The organism is Pseudomonas sp. GL_090 (assembly GCF_057837765.1).
Window position 1 is genome coordinate 5,769,720 of record NZ_CM174452.1, and the last position, 24,139, is coordinate 5,793,858.

Genomic DNA, 24,139 nt, shown 5'->3' on the forward strand with positions numbered 1-24,139 from the left:
GTCCGCAAATCCCCTGTAGGCGCCAGCTTGCTAGCGAAGGTGTGTCAGTCGACACTGTGTTGCTGACACTCCTTCGCTAGCAAGCTAGCTCCTACAGTAGGTTTTGCGTGGATCAGGTATTCGGGGTCTGTTCTGCCAGGGCAACGGCGCGGAACATCGCGCGGCGCTTGTTCAGGGTTTCTTCCCATTCCAGCGCCGGCACCGAGTCGGCAACGATGCCGCCACCAGCCTGCACATGCAGTTCGCCGTTCTTGATCACTGCCGTGCGGATCGCAATGGCGGTGTCCATGTTGCCGTTCCAGGCGAAGTAACCGACTGCACCGCCGTAGACGCCACGCTTGACCGGCTCCAGTTCGTCGATGATTTCCATCGCGCGAATCTTCGGTGCGCCGGACAAGGTGCCCGCCGGCAGGATCGCCCGCAGTGCGTCCATGGCCGTCAGCCCGGCTTTCAGTTGCCCGGTGACGTTGGACACGATGTGCATCACGTTGGAGTAACGCTCGATGACCATCTTCTCGGTGAGCTTCACCGAGCCGATTTCCGATACGCGACCGGTGTCGTTGCGGCCGAGGTCGATCAGCATCAAGTGTTCGGCGATTTCCTTGTCGTCCGACAGCAGGTCTTTTTCCAGCGCCAGGTCAGCCTCTTCGTTGGCGCCTCGCGGACGGGTACCGGCAATCGGGCGGACGGTGATCAGGTTGTCTTCGACCCGCACCAGCACTTCCGGCGAACTGCCGACGACGTGGAAGTCGCCGAAGTTGAAGAAGTACATGTAAGGCGTCGGGTTGAAGCAGCGCAGCGCGCGGTATAGATCGATGGGTGCCGCCTTGAAGTCGATCGACATGCGCTGGGATGGCACGACCTGCATGCAGTCACCGGCCAGGATGTATTCCTTGATGGTATCGACGGCTTTTTCGTAATCGCTCTGGGTGAAGCTGGAGCGGAACACCGGGTCAGTCGATTGTTGCTTGCTGAAATCCAGGCCACGGCGTGGAGTGATCGGCTGACGGAGTTTTTCCAGCAGCTCTTCCAGGCGCGCACGACCTTGTTCGAAGGCGTCGTCCTGCGCCGGGTCGGCCAGGACGATAGCGTGCATCTTGCCGGCCAGGTTGTCGAACACCACCACCGCGTCGGACACCATCAGCAGAATGTCCGGGACGCCCAACGGGTCCGGATTCGGACATTTGCCCAGGCGTTTCTCGACATAACGCACGCAGTCATAGCCGAAGTAACCCACCAGGCCGCCGTTGAAACGCGGCAAGCCGGCAATGGTCGGCACGTTGTAGCGAGCCTTGAACGCTTCGACAAAGGCCAACGGGTCTTCCACATCGTGGCTTTCGGTCTCGACACCATCGACGGTCACGCTGACGTGATGATCATGAACCCGCAGCACGGTACGGCACGGCAGGCCGATGATCGAGTAACGGCCCCACTTCTCGCCGCCCTGTACGGACTCCAGCAAGTAGGAATTGGGCTCGTCAGCCAGCTTCAGGTAGATCGACAGCGGCGTGTCGAAGTCGGCCAGGGTTTCGCAGGCAAGCGGGATGCGGTTGTAGCCGGCAGCGGCCAAACGCAGGAATTCTTCGCGGATCATGAGGTGCCTCGTGGCTTGAGGGTCGAACAGTCAGGTATGCAAACGCGCCGGGAACCGGCCAGGATCAAGTCAGGCGCGCCAACGCCAGCGGGCCAGGGCCTTGATGACTTTCATCCAGAGTTTGCGAGTGACCACCACGATGGCGTTTCCAGAAGGGGGTTTGACAGCGTCGGCCAACGTTATCTCAGCGGCCGGATCCAGGCAACCGGGAATTAGTTTGCGCAGGTCATCGATCACCAGTGCCGGCGATTCTTCCGCGATCGGCCGGCCGTGGTTATAGCCGTAGCTCAGGGCCACGCACTTGACCCCCGCCGCTTTCGCCGCCAGCACATCGCTGCGCGAATCGCCGACGAACAACGACTGCGAAGCCGGAATGTTGGCCATTTTCATCACGAAAAACAGCGCGGCCGGATCGGGCTTTTTCTGTGGCAGAGTGTCGCCGCCGATGATCCAGCGGAAATAACGGCCGATTTTCATCTGATCCAACAGCGGCGCGACGAAACGCTCCGGCTTGTTGGTGATCAGCGCCATCTCGACGCCCTGCTTTTTCAGCCATTTGAGGGTGTCACGCACGCCTGGGTAAACCACGGTCAACTCATGGCTCTCGCCATAAGCCTGCATGAAATACTCCAGCGCCCGTTCGGCTTCATGGTCATCGACCGCCGAATGATCGATAGCACCAGCCAGCGCACGGCGCACCAGCACCGGCGCGCCGTTGCCGACCCATTCGCGTACCGCGTCCAGACCGGCGGGCTTGCGACCGAGTTTGAGCAGCATCTTGTCCACAGCCACTGCCAGGTCCGGGACCGAGTCGATCAAGGTACCGTCCAGATCGAACATCACCAGCCGCGGCAGTTGCCCCGGGAACAACTGCTCAAAACCACTCATGGGCGGGCCAGCGCCAGTTCGGAGCGCATCTTGTCGATGACTTCCTGATAGTTCGGCGCATTGAAGATGGCCGAGCCGGCGACGAAAGTGTCGGCACCGGCCGCCGCGATTTCGCGGATGTTGTTCACGTTCACGCCACCGTCGATTTCCAGGCGAATGTCACGGCCCGACGCATCGATCAACGCCCGCGCTTCGCGCAGCTTGTCGAGGGTACCTGGGATGAACTTCTGCCCGCCGAAGCCTGGGTTGACGCTCATCAACAGGATCATGTCGACCTTGTCCATCACGTACTTGAGCACGTCCAGCGGGGTCGCCGGGTTGAACACCAGGCCCGACTTGCAGCCGCCTTCGCGGATCATCTGCAGGGAGCGGTCGACGTGCTGGGTAGCTTCCGGGTGGAAGGTGATGTAGGTCGCGCCAGCTTCAATGAAGTCGCCGACGATGCGGTCCACCGGGCTGACCATCAGGTGCGCGTCGATCGGCGCGGTCACGCCGTACTTGCGCAGCGCCGAGCAGACCATCGGGCCGATGGTCAGGTTCGGCACGTAATGGTTGTCCATGACATCGAAGTGCACGAAGTCGGCGCCGGCGGCCAGGACGTTGTCCACTTCTTCACCCAGGCGGGCGAAGTCGGCGGAGAGAATCGACGGAGCAATTACGAAGGGCTGCATGACGCACCTTTTCTGAGCAGAATCACGATGGCGCGCATTGTATACCTCATGCTTTGACGCGCGCACCGTGAGCGCGATGATTGGACCTTGCCATCATCCATCGACGGCAATTGCCCTAGTACGCCGCGCGATAGATTTTTTCGATATCGACGGCACTCAATTTGCGCGGATTGTTGCGCATCAAGCGCTCGATCCCCGCCGCTTCCACGGCCATGGACGGGATGGCGTCCTCGGGCACACCGAAACTGCGCAGGCCTTGGGGAATTTCAACGGCGGCACACAGTTCGGACATGGCTTGCACGGCTTTGTCGGCCGCTTCGTTGATGCTCAAGTGAGCGGTCTTCACGCCCATGGCCTCGGCAATATCCTGCATGCGTTCGATGCAGGCCATCTTGTTCCAGGTCATGACATGGGGCAGTAGCAAGGCATTACTGACGCCATGGGCAATGTTGAAGCGCCCGCCCAGCGGATACGCCAGCGCATGCACCGCGCCAACCCCGGCATTGCCGAACGCCATGCCGGCCATCAGGCTGGCAGTGGCCATGTCTTCCCGGGCTTGCAGGTTCGACGGGTTGGCGTAGGCCTTGGGCAAAGCCTTGGCGATCAACTTGATGGCGCCGATGGCCAGGGCATCGGTGATCGGCGAGGCGTTGACCGACAGATAGGACTCGATGGCATGCACCAGCGCATCGACGCCGCTGGCCGCCGTGACGCTGCGCGGACAGGTCAGGGTCATTTGCGGACTGACCAGCGCCACATCAGGCAACAGGTAGTCGCTGACAATGCCCTTCTTCAGTTGCGCGAGCTTGTCGGAAAGGATGGCGACGTTGGTCACTTCCGAGCCGGTGCCGGCGGTGGTCGGGATGGCGATCAGCGGCGGGCCCTTGCGCGGGACCTGATCGATACCGAACAGATCCTCCAGCGCACCGTGGTACCCGGCGTAGGCCGCCACGCTCTTGGCAATGTCGATGGCACTGCCGCCGCCAAGGCCGATCAAGCCGTCATGCCCACCGTCGCGATAAGCCTGCATGCAATCTTCGACGATGGCGATTTCGGGGTCCGGGAGCACCCGGTCGAAAATCTCGTAACTGCGTTCGCCCAACTGCGCCAGTGCCAGTTCTACCGTGCCGGACTTGACCAGGGCGGCGTCGGTGACGATCAGCGGGTTGTCGATGTCCAGACGCCTCAGCTCGGCAGACAGCTGCTCGATGGCACCTGCGCCGGTGATCAGTTTGTGAGCGATTTTGAAAGAGGAAAGACCCATATGCGCAGCCTCTTATAGGTAGGGGAGCTGGGCACAATAGTAGCTGGGGATTGGGGTTTGTCTGCCATTCAGGAGGTGAATGACCGGACCTCCCGAAAACTACCAAAAACACTTGTAGGAGCGAGCCTGCTCGCGATGAACCTGAGAGCGCCGCGGGGTGTCAGGTTTCCCGCGTTATCGTTGACGTTCATCGCGAGCAAGCTCGCTCCTACAGGGGATTGATGTGAAGCTTTAAACCTGCGCCGTACGCAGCTTCTCGCTCCGCCCACGCAGCCACTCCAGGGTCAGCAGCAGGATCACCGAGAAAGCAATCAGCAGCGTCGCGGCGGCGGCGATGGTCGGGCTGAGGTTTTCGCGGATGCCGCTGAACATCTGCCGTGGCAGGGTCGCTTGTTCGGGACCTGCGAGGAACAGCGTCACCACCACTTCATCGAACGAAGTCGCGAAGGCGAACAACGCCCCGGAGATCACGCCAGGCGCAATCAGCGGCAAGGTCACCCGGCGGAACGTGGTCAGCGGCGAAGCACCCAGGCTCGCAGCGGCCCGCACCAGGTTGTGGTTGAACCCCTGCAAGGTCGCGGAAACGGTAATGATCACGAACGGCACACCCAATACCGCATGCACCACGATCAGCGAGAAGAAGCTGTTACCCAGCCCCAACGGAGCAAAGAACAGGTAACTGGCCACACCGATGATCACCACCGGCACCACCATCGGTGAAATCACCAGCGCCATCACCAACGCCTTGCCGGGGAAGTCGCCCCGGGTCAGGCCGATCGCCGCCAGCGTACCGAAGACCATGGCCAGCACCGTGGCCGCCGGGGCGACGATGATGCTGTTCTTCAGGGCGCGCATCCATTCCGCCGAGGCGAAGAAATCGTGATACCACTGCAGCGAGAAGCCCTGCAGCGGGTACACCAGGAAACTGCCGGAGTTGAACGACAGTGGAATGATCACCAGCACCGGCAGGATGAGGAACAACAGAATCAAGCCGCAGAGAATCCGCAAGCTGTAGAACCACACCCGTTCGATGGGCGACATATAAGGACTCAGCATTTCGTTCTCCCCTTAGCTCAGGCGCAGGCGGCTCGCGCCTACCAGCCAGCTGTAAATCAGATAAAGCACGACCGTCGCGAGCAGCAGCAGCCCACCGAGTGCGGTCGCCATGCCCCAGTTGATGCTGGTGTTGGTGTAGAAGGCGACGAAGTAGCTGACCATCTGATCGTTCGGGCTGCCCAGCAATGCCGGGGTGATGTAGTAGCCGATGGCGAGGATGAACACCAACAGGCAACCGGCGCCGACGCCGGCATAGGTCTGCGGGAAGTACACCCGCCAGAAGCTGGCGAACGGATGGCAGCCGAGGGAAATCGCGGCGCGCATGTAGGTCGGCGAGATGCCTTTCATCACGCTGTAGATCGGCAGGATCATGAACGGCAGCAGGATGTGCACCATCGAGATATAGACGCCGACGCGGTTGAACACCAGCTCGATCGGCTTATCGATGATGCCCATGGCCATCAGGCCGCTGTTGATCAGGCCACCCGATTGCAGTAACACGATCCACGCCGCTACGCGTACCAGGATCGAGGTCCAGAACGGCAACAGCACCAGGATCATCAGCAGATTGCTCTGGCGCGACGGCAGGTTCGCCAGCAAGTAAGCCAGTGGATACGCCAGCACCAGGCAGATTACAGTGATGATCAGGCCCATCCAGAAGGTGCGGGCGAAGATGTCGAGGTAGATCGCCTGATCCGGGGTGGCCGGAGCGATTTCGCCGAGGTCGTCGATGCGATGATCGACAGCCGCCAGCAGGTAATACGGGGTGATGCTGCTGGTGTTGCGACGCACCGCTTGCCAGTAGGCCGGGTCGCCCCAGCGCTCATCGAGACCTTCCAGCGCTTCTTTATAAGAAGCCGGCTCAGTGGCGAGCGGCAAGGCGCGGGCGGTTTTGGTCAGCAGGCTGCGGTAGCCGGCCAGTTCCATGTTCAGACGCTTGGACAGATCGCCCAGGGTCTGATTCTTGCGAGCCTCGGCGAGGTCTTCGGCCGCGGCTTTATAAACCGGTTCAGCGGGCAGGCCGCGGCCGTCCCAACTGGCGATGGCAGTCACGGTGCGCGGCATGCCGCCGACCACTTCCGGGTTGCCAACGCTTTTGTAGAGCAGCGCCACGATCGGCACCAGGAACACCAGCAACAGAAACAGCACCAGCGGCGCGATCAACGCCTGGGCCTTCCAGCGGTTGACCCGCTCGGCGTGCTTGAGCCGCTGCTTCAAGGTGGGGCTGGTGCCCTCGTTCAGGGGAACGGCGATAGCCATGACGTACTCCGGGAATCTTTGATCGTTACAGAGGCGGCGAACCACCTCTGTTGTGTTGAAACACCGCAACCTGTGGGAGCGAGCTTGCTCGCGATGAGGCCATTACATTCAACATCTATGTTGATTGACCCACCGCTTTCGCGAGCAGGTTCGCTCCTACAGGCGAAGCATTACTTCGCAGCCCAGGCGTTGAAGCGCTGTTCCAGTTGCTCGCCGTTGTCAGCCCAGAAGCTGACGTCGATCTGCACCTGGTTGGCGATGTTTTCCGGGGTGGTCGGCATGTCTTTCAGGACATCCTTGGCCAGCAACGGTACGGCCTGGGTGTTGGCCGGGCCGTAGGCGATGTTTTCCGAGTAGGTCTTCTGTTGCTGTGGCTGTACCGAGTAGGCGATGAATTTCTTCGCAGCTTCGGCGCGCTTGGCATCCAGACCTTTTGGAATGGCCCATGCGTCGAAGTCGTAGATGCCGCCGTTCCACACCACTTTCAGGTTGCTTTCTTTCTGCACGGCAGCGATACGACCGTTGTAGGCCGAGCTCATGACCACGTCACCGGAAGCGAGGTATTGCGGCGGTTGTGCGCCGGCTTCCCACCACTGGATGTTCGGCTTGAGTTCATCGAGCTTCTTGAACGCGCGGTCCTGGCCGTCCTTGCCGGCCAGCACTTTGTAGACGTCTTTCGGGGCAACGCCGTCGGCCATCAGTGCGAATTCCAGGGTGTACTTGGCGCCTTTACGCAGGCCACGCTTGCCCGGGAACTGCTTGGTGTCCCAGAAATCCACCCAGCTGGTCGGTGCGCTTTTCAGTTTGTCGGCGTTGTAGGCCAGCACGGTCGACCACACGAAGAAACCCACGCCGCAAGGCTGGATGGCGCCCTTGACGTAGTCTTCGGTCTTGCCGAACAACTTCGGATCAAGTTGCTCGAACATGTCTTCGTCGCAACCACGGGACAACTCCGGCGATTCAACCTCTACCAGATCCCAGGACACGCTCTTGGTGTCGACCATGGCCTTGACCTTGGCCATTTCGCCGTTGTACTCGCCGGCCACGATCTTGCCATTGCCTGCCGCTTCCCACGGTGCGTAGAAGGCTTTGACCTGAGCCGCCTTGTTCGCGCCGCCAAAGGACACCACGGTCAGGTCCGGGCCGGCCGCCATTGCGTGTGCCGCGCCCATCATGCCCAGTGCCAAAGCGGTGTATTTCAGGGATCTCAACATTTATTGTTCTCTCCACGTGCAGGGTTGGTGTTGGTGTTGCCGGGGCGATCAATGCGCCTCTAGAAGTGGGTCGAGTGCGCGAACGTGCTCGACCTGCCAGCCAAGCGGTACCACGTCACCGACGGCGAGCGATGGATCAAGCTCGGCAATCGGCTGTTTCACGAAGAAGTCGGTCTTGCCGCAGACTTCCATGCGAACCCGGACGTGGTCGCCCAGATAGATGAATTCCTCGACTCGCCCGGAGAAACGGTTGACGCACTGGTCGCTGGAGCCATTGAGGCTCACTCGCTCCGGACGAATGGACAGGGTCACCGGCTCGCCGGTCTGGCCGACGTTGACCGCCAAGGCTTCCACCTTCTCACCGCGCCCGAGCTCGACAATGCAACGGTCGCCGGTTTGGCTGTGCAGGCGGCCATTGAGGCGGTTGTTCTCGCCGATGAAGTTGGCGACGAAGGTGTTCTTCGGCTCTTCGTAGAGAGTGCGCGGCGGCGCGATCTGCTGGATTTCGCCCTGATGGAACACCGCCACACGGTCGGACATGGTCAAGGCTTCGCCCTGATCGTGGGTCACGTAGACCACGGTGACGCCAAGGCGCTGGTGCAGGTGCTTGATTTCCATCTGCATGTGTTCACGCAGTTGTTTGTCGAGTGCGCCGAGGGGTTCGTCCATCAGCACCAGTTGCGGCTCGAACACCAGCGCCCGGGCCAATGCCACACGCTGTTGCTGACCGCCGGAAAGCTGCGCCGGGTAACGCTGGGCGAAGGCATCGAGCTGGACCATGCTCAGCACGCGCTTGACCCGGGCACTGACGTCGCTCTTGTTCATGCCGCGTACGGTCAGCGGGAACGCCAGGTTCTCGGCCACCGTCATGTGCGGGAACAATGCGTAGTTCTGGAACACCATGCCGATGTCGCGCTTGTGCGGCGGCACGTTATTGATGGCGCGCCCGGCCAACAGGATTTCACCCGCGGTCGGCGTTTCGAAGCCGGCGAGCATCATCAGGCTGGTGGTCTTGCCGGAGCCGGACGGCCCGAGCAACGTGAGGAATTCGCCTTTGCGAATGTCCAGGTTGAGGTCCTTGACGATCAGGTTCTCGCCGTCGTAGCTCTTCTGCACTCCACGAAAGCTGACCAGAACATCATTGGCCCCTGCGCTTGAATCGACCTGGCTCATACCCACACCTTTGTTATTGATGACTGCTGTGGGACTAAGCCTAGTGGACGCTGGGGACCGCGCAAATCGGGGCGCAAGAGAGATTGGCCTCAGCCGGATGGAAGGTTGGGGGTAGGGATTGCCCTACAAGGATGGCGCAAATGGACAAGGCAGCTGCAGGTGTCGAGCTGCAAGCCGCAAAAGCGAGCAAAACAGTTGTCGCTATTGGATATGCCTGCCATCCCAAGCCAGACGGAGATCCCTTGTAGGAGTGAGCCTGCTCGCGATGGCGTCCTGTCAGTCAACATTGCATTGACTGATCCACCGCGATCGCGAGCAGGCTCACTCCTACAGTTTTGGTTGCGGAGCGCTTTAGAGGAGTTTGTGTTCCATCGCGTACTTCACCAGTTCCGCCAGCGAAGTGATGTTGAGCTTTTGCATCAGCCGCGCCTTGTGGGTGCTGATGGTTTTGCTGCTCAGCGCCAGTTGCTGGGCGATGTCGTTGACGTTGGCGCCCTGGGCCAGGCGTTCGAACACGGAGAATTCGCGCTCGGAGAGCAACGAGTGCAATGGGCGCGAATCGGTAAGACCAACCTCGAAAACCATGCGATCGGCCAGTTCCGGATCGATATAGCGCCCACCCGACGCCACTTTGCGAATGGCTGTCAGCAACAGTGCCGGGTCGCTGTCCTTGGTCGCATAACCCGCAGCGCCCACCTTCAACGCCCGGGCGGCCATCTGCGCTTCATCGTGCATCGACAGCACCAGGATCGCCGGTGGATTGTTCAGGGCGCGAATCCGCGGAATCGCTTCCAGGCCGTTGACGCCCGGCATGGAGATGTCCAGCAACACCACCTCGCAGGGCACATGACGCAAGGTGTCGAGCAACTGCTCGCCATTGCTCGCCTCCCCCACTACCAGCAAGTCCTTGGCCAGGCCGATCAACTGCTTGATGCCTTCGCGGACAATGGTGTGGTCTTCGGCTACCAGTACACGGATCACGTTTTTCTCCAGGTTCAAGATCTATCGCGAGCAGGCTCGCTCCCACAGGGGATTTGTGAACGACTCAAAGCCATTGTGGGAGCGAGCCTGCTCGCGAAAGCGTCAGCACGGACACCACAAATTCTTCAGGCTTTCTCCAGAGGCACTCGCACTTCTAACGTCGTGCCCTCACCCGGCTCACTCTCAAGGGATAACTCACCACCCATGATCAACACCCGCTCGCGCATGCCGACGATCCCAAAGGACATTGGCCTGCCAGGCGCGGCGACAAATCCTACGCCATCATCGCTGACCGTCAGACACAACTCGTCGCCATCAAGGGTCAGTGTCAGTTCAACAGTATGCGCCTGGGCGTGCCGCATGACATTGGTCAGCGCCTCCTGAAGGATTCGAAAAAGACCAATTGCCTTCGCATCGCTGAGCACTGGCAAATTGTCCGGCACCTGCACCAGACACGGGATCTGCGTACGCGCCTCGAATCGGCGGGCCTGCCACTCTATGGCCGAGGCGATGCCCGCGTCGAGAATCGGCGGGCGCAATGCCGTGGCCACATCACGGACCAGCTGAAACAATTGGGCGATCAAGCGCTTCATGCTGTTCAAGCGCTCGTTCAAACCCGGATCAAGCTGCGCGTAGGCCAGTTCGCACATCGACGTTTCCAGCTTCAACACGGTGAGCATCTGACCCAACTCATCGTGAACTTCCCGGGCTATGCGCGCCTTTTCTTCTTCGCGCACGCTTTCCAGGTGCGCGGACAACTCACGCAGTTGTTCCCGGGAGCTGGCCAGTTCAAGTTCGATGCGCTTGCTCTCGCTGATGTCCCAGACAATCCCGTCCCAGACATACGTACCGTCTTCCAGCCGACGGGTGACGGCCTTGATTTCCGCCCAGCGCTGCTCGCCCTGACGCGTCAGGATTCGCCCCTGCCACGACCAGTCGCTGTCGGTATCCAGCGCATGATCCTGGGTCTGGTGATAGCTGGCCTTGTCATCCGGATGCACGAGGCTGCGCAGGCCTTTATCGCGATGCGCCAGCGTGGCCGGCGAGTAACCCACCAGGCTTTCGCTGCCTTCGCTGATGTAGGCAAAGTCGATCTGACCGGTCACCGGCGCCCGCTCCAGTCGAAAAACCAGTCCTGGAACGTTGGCGGCGATGCCTTGAAGCCGTGCCTCGCTTTCCTGCAAGGCCGCCAGGGCACGACGCCGCTCGGTGACATCGTTGAGATAAACCACCAGGTATTCGCCGTCGCGAAAGCGCAGAAAACTCAACGAGACATCGGCCGGCAGGATGCTGCCATCAGCCCGCACGCAATTGGATTCGAAGCTTTGCGGGCCGTCTTCACTGGCCCGGGCGCGCTTCCACAGGTTCAGCCATCGGTCCATGTGCAGGCCGGGTTCAAAATCGATCAATGGCCGATCGATGATCCCGCCGGCCGGATAGCCCAGCATGCTTTCTGCCGCGCGGTTGGCGTAGCGCACATGGCTGTCCCAGTTGACCCAGAGGATACCGACGGTGCTCTGGTCGATGGAAAACTGGGTGAGCCGCAAGGCCTCTTCGCTGGCGGCACGCAAGGCGATGTCTTCCTGCGCGGCCAGCAGGCGCTGCTCCAGGTTGTGCTGCTGGCGACGCTGCCAGACCACGATGGCCATGCAACTCAACGCCAGCACGGCCAGCAGCAGGCAGAGGTTTTGCCAGAATCCCCGGGACTCGGTGAGCCGCGGATACTTGGGCTGCAGCCATTGATTGTGCAACTGCTCCAGATCCTTGGCCGGGATCGCCCGCAATGCACTTTCAACGATGCCCGCCAGTTCCGGCTTGTCGCGCAGCGTGGCCACCCGCAGCAACTGCGGCAGGCCGACATCCCCCACTACCACTAATCCGGCGAACTCCGTCTCGACCGACAAGCGACCCAGCTGCGCCTCATCGATCACCGCATAAGTTGCCTGCTGGCCAACCAATAATTGCAATGCCTGACGCTCCATCGGTACGCCTTGCAAGTTCAGGTGCGGGTAGTTGCCGCGCAGGTAATCGGCGATGGCACTGGGCATGCGCACGGCGACTCGGGTCTGGCTGTCGAGTTTTTCCATCTCGACAGCGCCCGCGCTTTTCTGATCGCTGACCACCAATTGCGGCACCCGCATGTAGGGGTCGGAAAACTGCCAGAGGCGCAGCCCGCCAGGGGTCTGTGTCAGCCCCGGGGCGATGTCGATTTCGCCCTCGCGGGCCGCGGCTTCCAATTGCTCAAGGTCGGGGAAATTGCGCCAGCTCAGTTCGACATTGAGGTTTTTTGCCAGCCACTTCATCAATTCGACGTTCACCCCGGACAGGCGCTGCAAGCGGCGATCGTATTGCGCATAGGGCGCCTGCAACACCACGCCGACCCGCAACTCGCCCTGCTGCGCCAGCCAGTGCTGCTGTTTCGGGGACAGTTGGGCGACGGGTGCCGGAGGCGCGGCGGCCGCCCAGCCCATCAAGGGAAACCACAAACAGCCGATAACCCACAGGCAGCGAAAACGCATCATTGAACTCTCACACACTGACAAATACTGACCAACCCATTAGGCTGCCGGAACATCTTCTGGCCTGGAATATCCGATGCCCCCTGTCTACCGCCTGGCACTGCCAGCATTGTGCCTGTCGCTGATCCTGCCTTGCGCTTTTTCCGTCAAGGCGGCCGACCCGGCCTCCCTCGCGGAAGAAAAAACCGCCGAAGAAAAACCGCTCGAACGTCAGCCTCTGCCTGAGCGTAGTCAGGAAGAAGCGACTGCACTCGAGCGAAAGATCCCGCCTCAGGAACAGCAACAACTGCAAGCAGGCACCGACACGTTTCTGGCCTTGTGGAAACCGGCCAACACCGCCGACCCCAAAGGCGCGGTGATTATCATCCCGGGCACCGGCGAAACCGCTGACTGGCCGCAAGCCGTCGGCCCTTTGCGGCGAAAATTGCCGGATGCCGAGTGGAGCAGCCTGAGTATCACCTTGCCGGACCTGCAAAGCGATGCCATTGCGCCACGAATCGTCGAAGCAGCGCCGGCACCCAAGGCCGCCGAAACCGTCAGTAAAGACTCGACTACCGCTGCCCCTATCGAACAGGTGGCCGGTGGCGAGGCAGATGTAACCGACAAGGTCGTCGCCGAAACCACCGAAGAACAGTCCAAGGCAGATGCCGAGCGCATCTTTGCCCGGATCGACGCCGCGATCGCCTTCGCCGAACAGCAAAGCGCCCGCCGTATCGTGGTGTTGGGGCATGGCACCGGCACTTACTGGGCGGCGCGCTATTTAAGCGAGAAGCAGCCCTCACAAGTCGAGCGATTCCTCATGGTCGCAGCGCAGACACCTGCTCAAGCGAAACCCGAACTGGATGAGCTGGCTCCGAACCTGAAACTGCCGACGGCTGACATGTTCTATATGGACAAGCCGCTGGATCGCAATGCGGCGCTAGCCCGTCTGCAGGCCAACAAACGGGTGAAAACGTCGGCATTCAGCCAGATATCGCTCAAGGCGTTGCCCGACAAAAAGGCCGAGCAGGAGCAACTGTTCCGCCGGGTGCGGGGCTGGCTGAACCCGCAGCCTTCGACAGACTGAAAGACCGAGGCGCCTTCATCGCGAGCAGGCTCGCTCCCACATCAGATCTCCAGCGTTAGAAGACACCTGTGGGAGCGAGCCTGCTCGCGATAGCGGTATCACTGGCGACGCAAACTTTCCGGGCTAACGAAAATCCCGCCGTTCCCGAATCAGCGTATAGGCATTATGCAGTTCACGCGTTCGCTCGGTGGCCTCACGCACCTGCGTCGCCGTCGCGCCGCTGCCGGCAATCTTGTCCGGATGATGGCGACTGAGCAGGCGCCGATAAGCACGCTTGATCTGCGCCGGTTCAGTGGTGGCCGACACCCCCAAAAGCCTCAATGCGTCCTGATAACTGGGCACGCTGTTGCCCAATGGCCGTTTCCGCGGCTCATAGTCGTGCGCCAACGCCTTCACCTGATGGGGCGTCCAGCCCAACCATTTGCCCCATTGGCCGATCAGTTTACGTTCACTGCTGCCGGCACGACCATCGGCCCAGACCATTCGCCAGCAGGCGCGTAATACGCCTTCTGCCGCATGGGGCTGGGCACTCAGGCGACGCAGATAACCGCGCAGCCGGTCGCGGCCCGACTTGCCGCGATTGAACGCAGCAATCGCACGACGCTGGGCTGACTCGGACATATCCAGCGAGCGCATTTCCGCCCGGGCCTGTTCGATGTGCCCGGACATCACCTGGCCGTCACACTTGGCCAGGCGCCCCAACAGGACAAACAGCAACTCATCGTTACGCAGCACCGGGCGACCGCCCAGTTTTTCCCGCAAGTGTCCCCAGCTTTGCAGGTGCAAGCGCCGATCCAGCGCCTGCCCCAACAACGCGCCGAGAATGGCCCCCGGAATGCTGGCTATGGCAAAGCCTGCTCCGGCTCCGATCAGAGTCCCTGGCCACAACATGTCAGCGGCTCGCTTCTATTAATGCTTCAACTTCGGCCAGTCGCTCGTGAGTGCCGACATCGACCCAGTGCCCCCTCAGCTGCTCGCCAGTCACTTGATCGTCAGCCATGGCCTTGCGCAACAGCGGCGCGAGCTTGAAGGCCCCCGCGGTGCAACCGTCGAACAGCTGCGGATGCAACACGGCGATGCCACTGTAGGTCAGGGTACCCACCTCTGGCTGACCGTCGTGCACCTGCGTTTCGACCAGGCTAAAGTCCCCGGCCGGGTGATGGGACGGGTTGCCGACCAGCACCAGGTGCGCCAGGCCGTTGATGGGCTGATGCAGCACGCTGAAGTCGTAATCGGTCCAGATGTCGCCGTTGACCACGACAAACGCTTCATCCCCCAGCAACGGCAACGCGCGGAAAATCCCGCCGCCGGTTTCCAGGGGCTCACCTTCGGCCGAGTACTGAATGCTCACGCCATAACGCGATCCATCGCCCAGGTAGTCTTCGATCTGCTGACCGAGCCAGGCGTGATTGATCACGATGTCGGTGAACCCGGCGGCGGCCAGCGCTCGCAGGTGATACTCGATCAGCGGCACGCCGCCTGCACGAACCAGCGGTTTTGGCGTGGTCAGGGTCAGCGGGCGCATGCGCTCGCCTTTACCCGCGGCCAGAATCATTGCCTTCATGCTTTCACTCCGGCGCGCAGACTGGCCAGCAACACATCCAGCTCGGCCAGTTCAGGGCGGCGAGCGATCACCGTTTCTATGTACGCAAAGAAACGCGGCACATCACCCAGATAACGCGGTTTGCCGTCGCGATGGCAGATGCGCGCGAAAATGCCGATGACTTTCAGGTGACGTTGCACGCCCATCAAGTCGCTGGCACGCAGGAAGTCCTCGAAATCGGGCTGGACCGGAATCCCGAGCGCACCCGCTTGCCGCCAGTAGCTTTCGAGCCAGCCGTGTACACGCTCCTGGGGCCAACTGAGGAATGCGTCCTTGAACAGGCAGGTCACGTCGTAGGTTACCGGGCCATACACCGCATCCTGGAAGTCCAGCACACCGGGATTGGGCTCGCTGAGCATCAGGTTGCGCGGCATGTAGTCGCGATGCACCAGGACTTTGGGTTGTGCCAGGGCGCTGTCGATCAACAGTTCGCTGACCTGCTGCCAGAGCACTTGTTGCGCCGCATCGAATTCGATGCCCAGTTCGCGCTTCACGTACCACTCGGGGAACAGTTCCAGCTCGCGACGCAGCAAGGCCACGTCATAGCTCGGCAGAGGCGCAACCATCGGCAACTGCTGGAAAGCCAGCAACGCTTGCAGGGCATCCGTGAACAAATCGTCGGCGTTTTCGCTGTCGATGACGTCCAGATAGGTCTTGTTGCCCAGGTCATTGAGCAAAAGAAAGCCGCGTTCAAGGTCTTCGGCATAAATTTTCGGCACATTTATTCCGGATTTCGCCAGCAAAAAGGCGATATCCACGAAGGGTTTGCAGTTTTCCTGGGGCGGCGGCGCGTCCATCACGATGAAACTTTTGTCACCGCCTTCCCAACGGAAATACCGCCGGAAACTCGCGTCGCTGCTGGCCGCGGTCAACGTGGCCGGGGGTACGACGCCCCAGCCCTGCTCGGCAAAAAGGGTCGTCAATTGTTGATCGAGCCAAACTTTCAGGTGTTGCAAGCGTACATCTTGATCAGGCATTGCAAGGGTCTCCGACGGCGCTAGCCGTCAAGCGGGTCATGCTTTATTATCCAGCATCTTTTTCAGACCATCGAGAGGCGTGCGGCCCACACCGCGGGCAGATGGCACGCAGGAAGCCCGGACTAATAAGATGGCATTGAAATCCCCCGCGTTTCGTAAAAAATTTCCGTTGTTGGTTACCGGCAGTTTGCTGGCGCTGCAACCCCTTGCCACTTCCTACGTGGTCGCCGCGGAACAGTTTGACTGCTCAGTCTCTGCTTCGGGTTCCTGGGACTGTGCGCCAAAGACGCCGGCGGCTGCATTGCCACCGCGTCCCGTCCATGACGGCAGCGCAGTTTCCGCCACCGGCGAAGCCTCGGCCGAGAACGGTTCCAGCGAAGACGCCGGCGCCAAGCCGGTGCTGGTCACCGAATCCAAAGGCCGTGGCCTGACATCCCGTAGCGCAGACTACAGCCACCTCGACTGGGTTCCCCGCGAGCAGCTCACTGCCGCACAATTGGCCGAAACCGGTCCTTATTGCTCCGGTTCCTATATCGAACCGATTCGTCCTGGCATGGATGACAAGACGAATAAAAGCGACGCTCCAACCTTTATCGGCGCAAAAGCTTCCCGCTATAAGCAGGATGAGCAAGTTGCGACACTGGCCGGTGACGTTGTCATGCGTCAGGGCAGCATGCAGGTCGAAGCCGACGAAGCCAACCTGTACCAGGCCGAAAGCCGTGGCGAACTGAACGGCAACGTGCGCATTCGCGACAACGGCGCCTTGATCGTCGGCGACCACGCCGACGTGCAGCTCGACACCGGTGAAGCCAAGGTCGACAACGCCGAATACGTGATGCACAAATCCCGCATCCGCGGTAATGCGCTGTACGCCAAACGTGCCGAGAACGCGATCATCCGCCTCAAGGATGGTACGTACACCACGTGCGAACCGAACAGCAACGCCTGGCAGCTCAAGGGCAACAACATCACCCTGAACCCGGCTACCGGTTTCGGCACGGCGACCAACGTGACGCTGCGGGTCAAGGACATTCCGGTCCTGTACACGCCGTACATCTATTTCCCGATCGACGACCGTCGCCAGTCCGGCTTCCTGCCGCCGACCATCGGCACCGGCAGCGATACCGGCTTCATGCTGGTCACCCCGTACTACTTCAACCTGGCGCCGAACTACGATGCCACGTTGTACCCACGCTACATGGAAAAGCACGGCTTGTTGATGGAAGGCGAATTCCGCTACCTGACCAAGTCCAGCGAAGGCCAGTTCGGCGCGGCGTACCTCAACGACGAAAGCAACGAACGCGACAAGCAGACCGACGCCGAAAAAACCCGCTACATGTACAACTGGCAGCACAAGGGCGGTCTCGACTCGCGAACGCTCACGCAAGTCGACTACACCAAGATCAGCGATCCGTATTACTTCCAGGATCTGCAGACCGACCAGATTGGCGTGAAAAGCCAGGACTACGTGAACCAGCAGGGCTCCGTCACCTATCGCGGCGACGGCTATACCGCTCGCGTAAATGCCCAGGCCTATCAGCTGGCGACCGTTTCGAACATTACACCGTACGACCGTTTGCCGCAGATCACCTTCAATGGCGCGCTGCCGTATCATCCCAAAGGCTTGAACTTCTCCTACGAAACCGAACTGGTTCGGTTTGATCGGGACCTGGAGACCGGCAACTACTCCGACGAAGACGGTAATGTAACGCCACGTATTGATAACAACATCCGAGGTTTGGCTCGCGCCAACGGCGACCGCCTGAATCTTGCGCCTGCCATCAGTCTGCCGATGAACACGACGTACGGTTTCCTGAAACCAAAGCTCAAGTACCAGTACACCCAGTATCAACTGGATCTGGACAGCATCGGCAAGGCTCAAATTGCTCAGCAAACTGCACAGCAGGACAAGCTAAGCGGTACCTTCGACACCAACCAGAACCGCAGCGTACCGATCGCCAGCATCGACAGCGGCTTGTACTTCGATCGCAATACCCAGTATTTCGGCAAGAATTACCGCCAGACCCTCGAGCCACGCCTGTTCTACCTGTACGTGCCTGAGGTCGACCAGGAAGACATTCCGGTATTCGATACCAGCGAATACACCTTCAACTACGCGTCGCTGTTTCGTGACAACCGTTTCTCCGGCTCCGACCGTGTCGGCGACGAAAACAAACTGTCCCTGGGCGTGACCAGCCGCTGGATCGAAGACAACGGTTTCGAGCGTCAACGCCTCAGCGTAGGCCAGGCCCTGTACTTCAAGGACCGCGAGGTACAGTTGCCGGGTGTCAATCCAAAAACCCGCGCCGATGCCCAAGCCAGCGTTTCGCCGTACGCACTGGAATACGAATATCGCTGGAACCGCGACTGGCGCACCACGGCCGACTACAACTGGGACCCGGACAGCCGCAGCCCTCGCTCGGGCAGCGCGATGTTCCACTACCAGCCTGAAGACAACCCGAACAAGGTTATCAACGCCGGCTATCGCTATCGTAACGACCAGGTGATCTACAACCAGAACACCGGTCAATGGCAGTTCGGCGGTGACTACGGCACCCCTGGCACTCCTGGCTACGTGAAGGATTACTACAAGATCGAACAGCACGACTTCTCGGTGATCTGGCCGGTCGTGCCGCAATGGAACGCCATCACCCGCTGGCAGTATGACTACAACCGCAACCGCACCCTGGAAGCCTTCGGTGGTTTCGAGTACGACAACTGCTGCTGGAAACTGCGCCTGATCAACCGTTACTGGGTTTCCTATGACGAGTTCAGCCAGGAAGCACCGCAAAACGAAAAAGGCGACCATGGCGTCTTCCTCCAAATTGTTCTGAAGGGACTCGGCGGCCTGACTGGCGCCAAGGTAGAGAGCTTCCTCGACAAAGGCATTCAAGGTTATCGTGAACGTGAAGACCAAGCTTTCTGATTGTCTGCGCCCGCTGATGCTGGGCGCGCTGTTCCTGAGTACGGCGGCGAGCGCCGCCGTACAGTCCATCGATAAAGTGGTGGCCATCGTCGATAACGACGTGGTCATGCAGAGCCAACTGGACCAACGGGTTCATGAAGTTCAGCAAACCATCGCCAAGCGTGGTTCTGCCGTGCCGCCGGCCAGCGTGCTGGAGCAGCAGGTACTTGAGCGCCTGATCGTCGAAAACCTGCAATTGCAGATCGGCGAGCGCTCCGGCATCCGCATTACCGACGAAGAGTTGAACCAGGCTGTCGGCACCATTGCCCAGCGCAACAACATGTCGGTCGAGCAGTTCCGCGCCGCCCTGACGCGCGACGGTCTGTCCTACGACGACGCACGTGAGCAGATTCGCCGCGAAATGGTCATCAGCCGTGTACGCCAGCGTCGGGTCGCCGAGCGCATCCAGGTCTCCGAGCAGGAAGTGAAGAACTTCCTGGCATCCGACCTGGGCAAAATGCAACTGTCCGAAGAGTTCCACCTGGCCAACATCCTGATTCCTACGCCGGAAAGCGCCAACTCCGACGCGATTCAGAATGCAGCCAAACAGGCCGATGCGATTTACCAGCAACTCAAGCAAGGCGCTGACTTCGGTCAGTTGGCAATCGCCAAGTCCGCCAGCGAAACCGCACTGGAAGGTGGTGACATGGGCTGGCGCAAGGCCGCTCAATTGCCTCCGCCGTTCGATCGCCTGCTGAGCACCATGCCGGTGGGTGATGTCACCCAGCCAATGCGCACCCCGGGCGGCTTCATCATTCTGAAGGTCCTCGAAAAGCGTGGCGGTCAGACCCAGATGCGCGATGAAGTACATGTGCGCCACATCCTGGTCAAGCCGAGCCCGATCCGCGACGAAGCAAAAACCAAGGCCCTGGTAGAATCGCTCTACAGCCGTATCGAGGCTGGCGAAGACTTCGGCGAGCTGGCGAAAAGCTACTCGGAAGACCCGGGCTCCGCCCTCAACGGCGGCGACCTGAACTGGATCGACCCGAACGCACTGGTGCCCGAGTTCCGCGAAGTGATGGCCAGGACCCCACAAGGTCAGCTGTCCAGGCCGTTCCAGACTCAGTACGGCTGGCACGTCCTGGAAGTCCTTGGCCGTCGCGCCACCGACAGCACCTCACAGGCTCGCGAGCAGCAAGCGATGACCGTTTTGCGTAACCGCAAATACGACGAAGAGCTGCAAACCTGGCTGCGTCAGATCCGTGACGAAGCGTACGTGGAAATCAAACTCCCTGGCGCCGACCAGGCAGCGCAGTGAAACCCCAACGTTTCGCGCTGACACCCGGCGAACCGGCCGGCATAGGTCCCGACCTGTGCCTGCTGCTCGCCTCGCAAGCCCAGCCTCACCCCCTGATTGCCATTACCAGCCGCGACCTGCTCATTGAGCGGGCCGCGCAACTGGGCGTGGCTGTCGATCTGCTGCCGGTCACACCGGACAACTGGCCGGACGTACCCGCGCCAGTCAACAGCCTGTATGTCTGGGATACTCCGCTCAATGCCAAGGTCGTCGCCGGGCAACTGGACAAGGCGAACGCTGCCTTCGTTCTGGAAACCCTGACCCGCGCCGGCCAAGGCTGCGTGAGCGGAGATTTCGCCGGCATGATTACCGCGCCGGTGCACAAAGGTGTCATCAACGAATCCGGCATCGCCTTTTCCGGGCACACGGAATTCCTTGCCGACCTGACCCACACCGCGCAAGTGGTGATGATGCTGGCCACACGCGGCTTGCGCGTGGCCCTGGTGACCACTCACCTGCCCCTTCGCGAGATTGCCGATGCAATCACGCCGGAGCGTCTGGAACGCGTCACGCGTATCCTGCACGCCGACCTGCAAAACAAGTTCGGCATCGCCCGGCCACGCATCCTGGTCTGCGGGCTCAACCCCCATGCTGGCGAAGGCGGGCACCTGGGCCATGAAGAAATCGATATCATCGAACCCACATTAGAGCGCCTGCGCGGCGAGGGCATGGACCTTCGTGGCCCCCTGCCCGCCGACACTCTGTTTACCCCCAAATATCTGGAGCACTGCGATGCGGTGCTGGCGATGTACCACGACCAGGGCCTGCCGGTGCTGAAGTACAAAGGCTTCGGCGCGGCAGTCAACGTGACCCTTGGCTTGCCGATTATCCGCACCTCGGTCGACCACGGCACCGCCCTGGACCTGGCCGGCAGCGGCAAGATCGACACCGGCAGCCTGCAAGTCGCCCTGGAAACCGCCTACCAGATGGCCGAGACCCGTTTATGACCGAGCATTACCAACACAAGGCGCGCAAACGCTTTGGCCAGAACTTCCTGCACGATGCCGGCGTTATCGACCGCATCCTGCGCTCCATTCATGCCAAGGCAGAAGACCGCCTGCTGGAAATCGGCCCCGGCCAGGGCGCACTGACCCAAGGCCTGCTCAGCAGCGGCGCGCAACTCGATGTGGTGGAACTGGACAAGGACCTGATCCCGATCCTCAACCAGCAGTTTGCCGGCAAGAGTAACTTCAACCTGCATCAGGGCGATGCGCTGAAGTTCGACTTCAACAGCTTGAATGCCGTGCCTGGCAGCCTGCGAGTGGTCGGCAACCTGCCGTACAACATCTCCACGCCGCTGATTTTTCACCTGCTGCACAACTCGCACCTGATCCGCGACATGCACTTCATGCTGCAAAAGGAAGTGGTCGAGCGCCTGGCTGCCGGTCCTGGTGGTGGCGACTGGGGTCGTTTGTCGATCATGGTTCAGTACCACTGTCGAGTCGAGCACCTGTTCAACGTCGGCCCGGGGGCATTCAACCCGCCACCGAAAGTCGACTCGGCCATCGTGCGCCTGGTGCCCCACGCGGTACTGCCACACCCGGCCAAGGATCACCGCCTGCTGGAACGCGTCGTGCGCGAAGCTTTCAACCAGCGCCGCAAAACCCTGCGCAACACACTCAAGCTGCTGCTGAGCAATGCCGAAATCGAAGCCGCCGGCGTCGATGGCAGCCTGCGTCCCGAGCAACTCGACCTGGCCGCGTTCGTACGCCTGGCCGACAAGCTCAGCGAACAAAAGCCTGCCGCAGACTGACAGGCGATGAGCGCTATCGGGTAGGACGCCACTCTGGTCTACTACCCGATACTTGGCCTAGACTGAACCCCAACAGCTACGCCCCGCGTCCCGCTTCGTTTTTAAGGCCCCTTGCATGTCCGATCCTCGCTATCAGGTCGACGTCAGCGTCGTCACCCGCTATCTGGCAGAACAATCGCAACCCGAGCACGACCGCTTTGCCTTCGCCTACACCATCACCGTGCAAAACAATGGCGAAATGCCCGCCAAACTGCTTTCACGGCACTGGGTCATCACCGATGGTGACGGGCATGTCGAAGAAGTGCGTGGCGCAGGTGTAGTCGGCCAACAACCGTTGATCGAGCCCGGCAAGAGCCACACCTACAGCAGCGGCACGGTCATGACCACCAAGGTCGGCACCATGCAAGGCACTTATCAGATGCTGTCCGACGACGGCAAACACTTCGATGCCATCATCGCACCCTTCCGCCTGGCGGTGCCCGGAGCCCTGCACTGATGGCAACGTACGCTGTCGGTGACCTGCAAGGCTGTCTTCAAGCCCTGCAATGCCTGCTCAAACAAGTGGCGTTCGACCCACAACGGGATCGTCTGTGGCTGGTGGGCGACCTGGTCAACCGCGGCCCGCAGTCGCTGGAAACCTTGCGCTTCCTCTACAGCATTCGCGAATCGCTGGTGTGCGTGCTCGGCAACCATGACCTGCACCTGCTGGCGGCCGGACGCAACATCGAACGCCTGAAAAAGGCCGATACCCTGCGCGAGATCATTGACGCGCCCGATAGCGCCGAACTATTGGAATGGGTGCGCCAGCAAAAGCTCATGCACTACGACGAACAGCGCAACCTTGCATTGGTCCATGCCGGCATTCCACCGCAGTGGTCGCTGCGCAAAGCTTTGAAGTGTGCCGCCGAAGTCGAGACCGCCTTGCGTGACGACAACCTGTTGCCGCCCTACCTCGATGGCATGTACGGCAACGATCCGGCGAAATGGGACAACGACCTCAAAGGCGTGACGCGCCTGCGGGTGATCACCAACTATTTCACGCGCATGCGCTTTTGCACCACCGAAGGCAAACTCGACCTCAAGAGCAAGGAAGGTCTTGATACCGCACCAGCAGGCTACAAGCCCTGGTTCCAGCACCAGCACCGCAAGACCAAGGACCTGAAGATCATCTTCGGTCACTGGGCAGCACTGGAAGGCAACGTCGAAGAGCCGGGTATTTCGGCACTCGATACAGGCTGCGTCTGGGGCGGCGCCCTGACCCTGATGAACGTCGACAGCTTTGAGCGTCTGTCCTGCAAATGCGACGAACACGGTCATGCCGTGCCGCCAGTCGCCTCATCCATTCCCCAAACATCGCCAGCCAGCGCCCCGCGCTAGACTGCCCATTCAGCCGAGCCACAGGAGCCCGCCATGAGCGAATTCAAACGTATCCCCCCGGAGCAGGCCCAAGCCCTGCGCGAACAAGGCGCAGTGGTAGTCGACGTCCGCGACCCGGCCACTTTTGCCGCCCTGCACATCGCAGGCTCGAAGCATCTGGACAACCATTCCCTGCACGCTTTCATCCAGGGCGCCGACCTCGATGCACCGACCGTGGTGGTCTGCTATCACGGTAACTCCAGCCAGGGCGCAGCCGCTTACCTGATCAGCCAGGGCTTCTCCGATGTCTACAGCATGGATGGCGGATTCGAGTTGTGGCGGACGACGTATCCTGCGGAAACGGCGCAAGGCACCACCGAATAATTTTTTTGTAACGTTGCAGGCCCCGGCTCCCGCGGGCTGGCGCGGTGGCAGACGAACGGTCTGCCACAAACAATTACGTATCTTGCCTTTACCTCCCGAATTCCCAACTATCCTTAAG

At 60.8% G+C, this 24,139-nt stretch carries 21 protein-coding genes; 8 read left to right on the forward strand and 13 right to left on the reverse strand.

Translation table 11 applies throughout. From position 1 onward, the window contains the following. Positions 1-112 precede the first annotated feature (112 nt). From trpE to AC3ITA_RS26200, 10 genes are all read right to left on the reverse strand, one after another. A complete protein-coding gene (gene trpE / locus AC3ITA_RS26155; RefSeq protein ID WP_489278760.1) occupies positions 113-1,594 on the reverse strand; it encodes an anthranilate synthase component I in 1,482 nt (493 codons plus the stop codon). Between the two features lie 69 nt (positions 1,595-1,663). Next, a complete protein-coding gene (locus AC3ITA_RS26160; protein WP_095946112.1) occupies positions 1,664-2,482 on the reverse strand; it encodes a phosphoglycolate phosphatase in 819 nt (272 codons plus the stop codon). Continuing rightward, positions 2,479-3,153 (reverse strand): ribulose-phosphate 3-epimerase, encoded by a 675-nt coding sequence (gene rpe / locus AC3ITA_RS26165; protein WP_095946111.1) that lies wholly within the window; start codon positions 3,151-3,153, stop codon positions 2,479-2,481. Before rpe ends, AC3ITA_RS26160 begins: the two co-directional genes overlap by 4 nt. Before the next feature lie 115 nt (positions 3,154-3,268). Beyond that, entirely contained in the window at positions 3,269-4,417 is a 1,149-nt protein-coding gene (locus AC3ITA_RS26170) for an iron-containing alcohol dehydrogenase (protein ID WP_414929592.1), read from the reverse strand. A gap of 231 nt (positions 4,418-4,648) precedes the next feature. After that, complete coding sequence (locus tag AC3ITA_RS26175; RefSeq protein ID WP_007980200.1) at positions 4,649-5,473, reverse strand: ABC transporter permease; 825 nt, start codon at positions 5,471-5,473, stop codon at positions 4,649-4,651. A 12-nt stretch (positions 5,474-5,485) separates the two neighbouring features. Beyond that, positions 5,486-6,733, reverse strand: coding sequence for an ABC transporter permease (locus AC3ITA_RS26180; RefSeq protein ID WP_007980201.1), 1,248 nt, complete (start codon positions 6,731-6,733; stop codon positions 5,486-5,488). Positions 6,734-6,903: 170 nt separating this feature from the next. Further along, positions 6,904-7,947 carry a polyamine ABC transporter substrate-binding protein gene (locus AC3ITA_RS26185; protein ID WP_095944869.1) on the reverse strand — a complete coding sequence of 348 codons (1,044 nt, stop codon included), beginning with the start codon at positions 7,945-7,947 and terminating at the stop codon, positions 6,904-6,906. A 48-nt stretch (positions 7,948-7,995) separates the two neighbouring features. Then, the gene (locus tag AC3ITA_RS26190; RefSeq protein WP_046039490.1) at positions 7,996-9,120 is read right to left on the reverse strand and encodes an ABC transporter ATP-binding protein; all 1,125 of its coding nucleotides are present in this window, start codon (positions 9,118-9,120) and stop codon (positions 7,996-7,998) included. 351 nt (positions 9,121-9,471) lie between these two features. Then, the gene (locus tag AC3ITA_RS26195; protein WP_008051638.1) at positions 9,472-10,101 is read right to left on the reverse strand and encodes a response regulator; all 630 of its coding nucleotides are present in this window, start codon (positions 10,099-10,101) and stop codon (positions 9,472-9,474) included. Between the two features lie 125 nt (positions 10,102-10,226). Beyond that, positions 10,227-12,623 (reverse strand): PAS domain-containing sensor histidine kinase, encoded by a 2,397-nt coding sequence (locus AC3ITA_RS26200; RefSeq protein ID WP_489278765.1) that lies wholly within the window; start codon positions 12,621-12,623, stop codon positions 10,227-10,229. 73 nt (positions 12,624-12,696) lie between these two features. Here AC3ITA_RS26200 and AC3ITA_RS26205 point away from each other — a divergent pair, with 73 nt between their 5' ends. Beyond that, positions 12,697-13,686, forward strand: a complete 990-nt coding sequence (locus tag AC3ITA_RS26205; RefSeq protein WP_150672005.1) for an alpha/beta hydrolase family protein — start codon at positions 12,697-12,699, stop codon at positions 13,684-13,686. A gap of 123 nt (positions 13,687-13,809) precedes the next feature. Here AC3ITA_RS26205 and AC3ITA_RS26210 read toward each other — a convergent pair whose 3' ends face one another. From AC3ITA_RS26210 to AC3ITA_RS26220, 3 genes are read right to left on the reverse strand one after another with little or no spacing between them, the layout of a single operon-like run. Then, positions 13,810-14,577 carry a TerB family tellurite resistance protein gene (locus AC3ITA_RS26210; protein ID WP_095944866.1) on the reverse strand — a complete coding sequence of 256 codons (768 nt, stop codon included), beginning with the start codon at positions 14,575-14,577 and terminating at the stop codon, positions 13,810-13,812. Position 14,578: 1 nt separating this feature from the next. After that, a complete protein-coding gene (gene murU, locus AC3ITA_RS26215) occupies positions 14,579-15,250 on the reverse strand; it encodes an N-acetylmuramate alpha-1-phosphate uridylyltransferase MurU (RefSeq protein WP_095944865.1) in 672 nt (223 codons plus the stop codon). Further along, positions 15,247-16,266, reverse strand: a complete 1,020-nt coding sequence (locus AC3ITA_RS26220) for an aminoglycoside phosphotransferase family protein (protein WP_095944864.1) — start codon at positions 16,264-16,266, stop codon at positions 15,247-15,249. The genes murU and AC3ITA_RS26220 overlap by 4 nt, the downstream gene beginning before the upstream one ends. Positions 16,267-16,396: 130 nt before the next feature. Here AC3ITA_RS26220 and AC3ITA_RS26225 point away from each other — a divergent pair, with 130 nt between their 5' ends. The 7 genes from AC3ITA_RS26225 to glpE all read left to right on the forward strand — a co-directional run bounded on the left by AC3ITA_RS26225 (position 16,397) and on the right by glpE (position 24,021). Further along, positions 16,397-19,192 carry an LPS-assembly protein LptD gene (locus tag AC3ITA_RS26225; RefSeq protein WP_489278768.1) on the forward strand — a complete coding sequence of 932 codons (2,796 nt, stop codon included), beginning with the start codon at positions 16,397-16,399 and terminating at the stop codon, positions 19,190-19,192. Beyond that, positions 19,173-20,489 (forward strand): peptidylprolyl isomerase SurA, encoded by a 1,317-nt coding sequence (gene surA / locus AC3ITA_RS26230; protein ID WP_141250058.1) that lies wholly within the window; start codon positions 19,173-19,175, stop codon positions 20,487-20,489. Before AC3ITA_RS26225 ends, surA begins: the two co-directional genes overlap by 20 nt. Beyond that, entirely contained in the window at positions 20,486-21,475 is a 990-nt protein-coding gene (pdxA, locus tag AC3ITA_RS26235) for a 4-hydroxythreonine-4-phosphate dehydrogenase PdxA (protein WP_414929586.1), read from the forward strand. Before surA ends, pdxA begins: the two co-directional genes overlap by 4 nt. After that, the gene (rsmA, locus tag AC3ITA_RS26240) at positions 21,472-22,281 is read left to right on the forward strand and encodes a 16S rRNA (adenine(1518)-N(6)/adenine(1519)-N(6))-dimethyltransferase RsmA (RefSeq protein ID WP_095944861.1); all 810 of its coding nucleotides are present in this window, start codon (positions 21,472-21,474) and stop codon (positions 22,279-22,281) included. The genes pdxA and rsmA overlap by 4 nt, the downstream gene beginning before the upstream one ends. Positions 22,282-22,396: 115 nt before the next feature. Beyond that, a complete protein-coding gene (gene apaG, locus AC3ITA_RS26245) occupies positions 22,397-22,777 on the forward strand; it encodes a Co2+/Mg2+ efflux protein ApaG (protein WP_095944860.1) in 381 nt (126 codons plus the stop codon). Beyond that, a complete protein-coding gene (locus tag AC3ITA_RS26250) occupies positions 22,777-23,658 on the forward strand; it encodes a symmetrical bis(5'-nucleosyl)-tetraphosphatase (RefSeq protein WP_489278770.1) in 882 nt (293 codons plus the stop codon). Before apaG ends, AC3ITA_RS26250 begins: the two co-directional genes overlap by 1 nt. A 33-nt stretch (positions 23,659-23,691) precedes the next feature. Next, the gene (gene glpE, locus AC3ITA_RS26255) at positions 23,692-24,021 is read left to right on the forward strand and encodes a thiosulfate sulfurtransferase GlpE (RefSeq protein WP_008051614.1); all 330 of its coding nucleotides are present in this window, start codon (positions 23,692-23,694) and stop codon (positions 24,019-24,021) included. The last annotated feature ends 118 nt before the right edge of the window (positions 24,022-24,139 follow it).

Excerpts from the sequence above, each read along its gene's own strand:
- trpE (WP_489278760.1), bottom strand. The coding sequence starts at position 1,594 with ATGATCCGCGAAGAATTCCTGCGTTTGGCCGCTGCCGGCTACAACCGC.
- AC3ITA_RS26160 (WP_095946112.1), bottom strand. The coding sequence starts at position 2,482 with ATGAGTGGTTTTGAGCAGTTGTTCCCGGGGCAACTGCCGCGGCTGGTG.
- rpe (WP_095946111.1), bottom strand. The coding sequence starts at position 3,153 with ATGCAGCCCTTCGTAATTGCTCCGTCGATTCTCTCCGCCGACTTCGCC.
- AC3ITA_RS26170 (WP_414929592.1), bottom strand. The coding sequence starts at position 4,417 with ATGGGTCTTTCCTCTTTCAAAATCGCTCACAAACTGATCACCGGCGCA.
- AC3ITA_RS26175 (WP_007980200.1), bottom strand. The coding sequence starts at position 5,473 with ATGCTGAGTCCTTATATGTCGCCCATCGAACGGGTGTGGTTCTACAGC.
- AC3ITA_RS26180 (WP_007980201.1), bottom strand. The coding sequence starts at position 6,733 with ATGGCTATCGCCGTTCCCCTGAACGAGGGCACCAGCCCCACCTTGAAG.
- AC3ITA_RS26185 (WP_095944869.1), bottom strand. The coding sequence starts at position 7,947 with ATGTTGAGATCCCTGAAATACACCGCTTTGGCACTGGGCATGATGGGC.
- AC3ITA_RS26190 (WP_046039490.1), bottom strand. The coding sequence starts at position 9,120 with ATGAGCCAGGTCGATTCAAGCGCAGGGGCCAATGATGTTCTGGTCAGC.
- AC3ITA_RS26200 (WP_489278765.1), bottom strand. The coding sequence starts at position 12,623 with ATGATGCGTTTTCGCTGCCTGTGGGTTATCGGCTGTTTGTGGTTTCCC.
- AC3ITA_RS26205 (WP_150672005.1), top strand. The coding sequence starts at position 12,697 with ATGCCCCCTGTCTACCGCCTGGCACTGCCAGCATTGTGCCTGTCGCTG.
- AC3ITA_RS26210 (WP_095944866.1), bottom strand. The coding sequence starts at position 14,577 with ATGTTGTGGCCAGGGACTCTGATCGGAGCCGGAGCAGGCTTTGCCATA.
- murU (WP_095944865.1), bottom strand. The coding sequence starts at position 15,250 with ATGAAGGCAATGATTCTGGCCGCGGGTAAAGGCGAGCGCATGCGCCCG.
- AC3ITA_RS26220 (WP_095944864.1), bottom strand. The coding sequence starts at position 16,266 with ATGCCTGATCAAGATGTACGCTTGCAACACCTGAAAGTTTGGCTCGAT.
- AC3ITA_RS26225 (WP_489278768.1), top strand. The coding sequence starts at position 16,397 with ATGGCATTGAAATCCCCCGCGTTTCGTAAAAAATTTCCGTTGTTGGTT.
- rsmA (WP_095944861.1), top strand. The coding sequence starts at position 21,472 with ATGACCGAGCATTACCAACACAAGGCGCGCAAACGCTTTGGCCAGAAC.
- apaG (WP_095944860.1), top strand. The coding sequence starts at position 22,397 with ATGTCCGATCCTCGCTATCAGGTCGACGTCAGCGTCGTCACCCGCTAT.
- AC3ITA_RS26250 (WP_489278770.1), top strand. The coding sequence starts at position 22,777 with ATGGCAACGTACGCTGTCGGTGACCTGCAAGGCTGTCTTCAAGCCCTG.
- glpE (WP_008051614.1), top strand. The coding sequence starts at position 23,692 with ATGAGCGAATTCAAACGTATCCCCCCGGAGCAGGCCCAAGCCCTGCGC.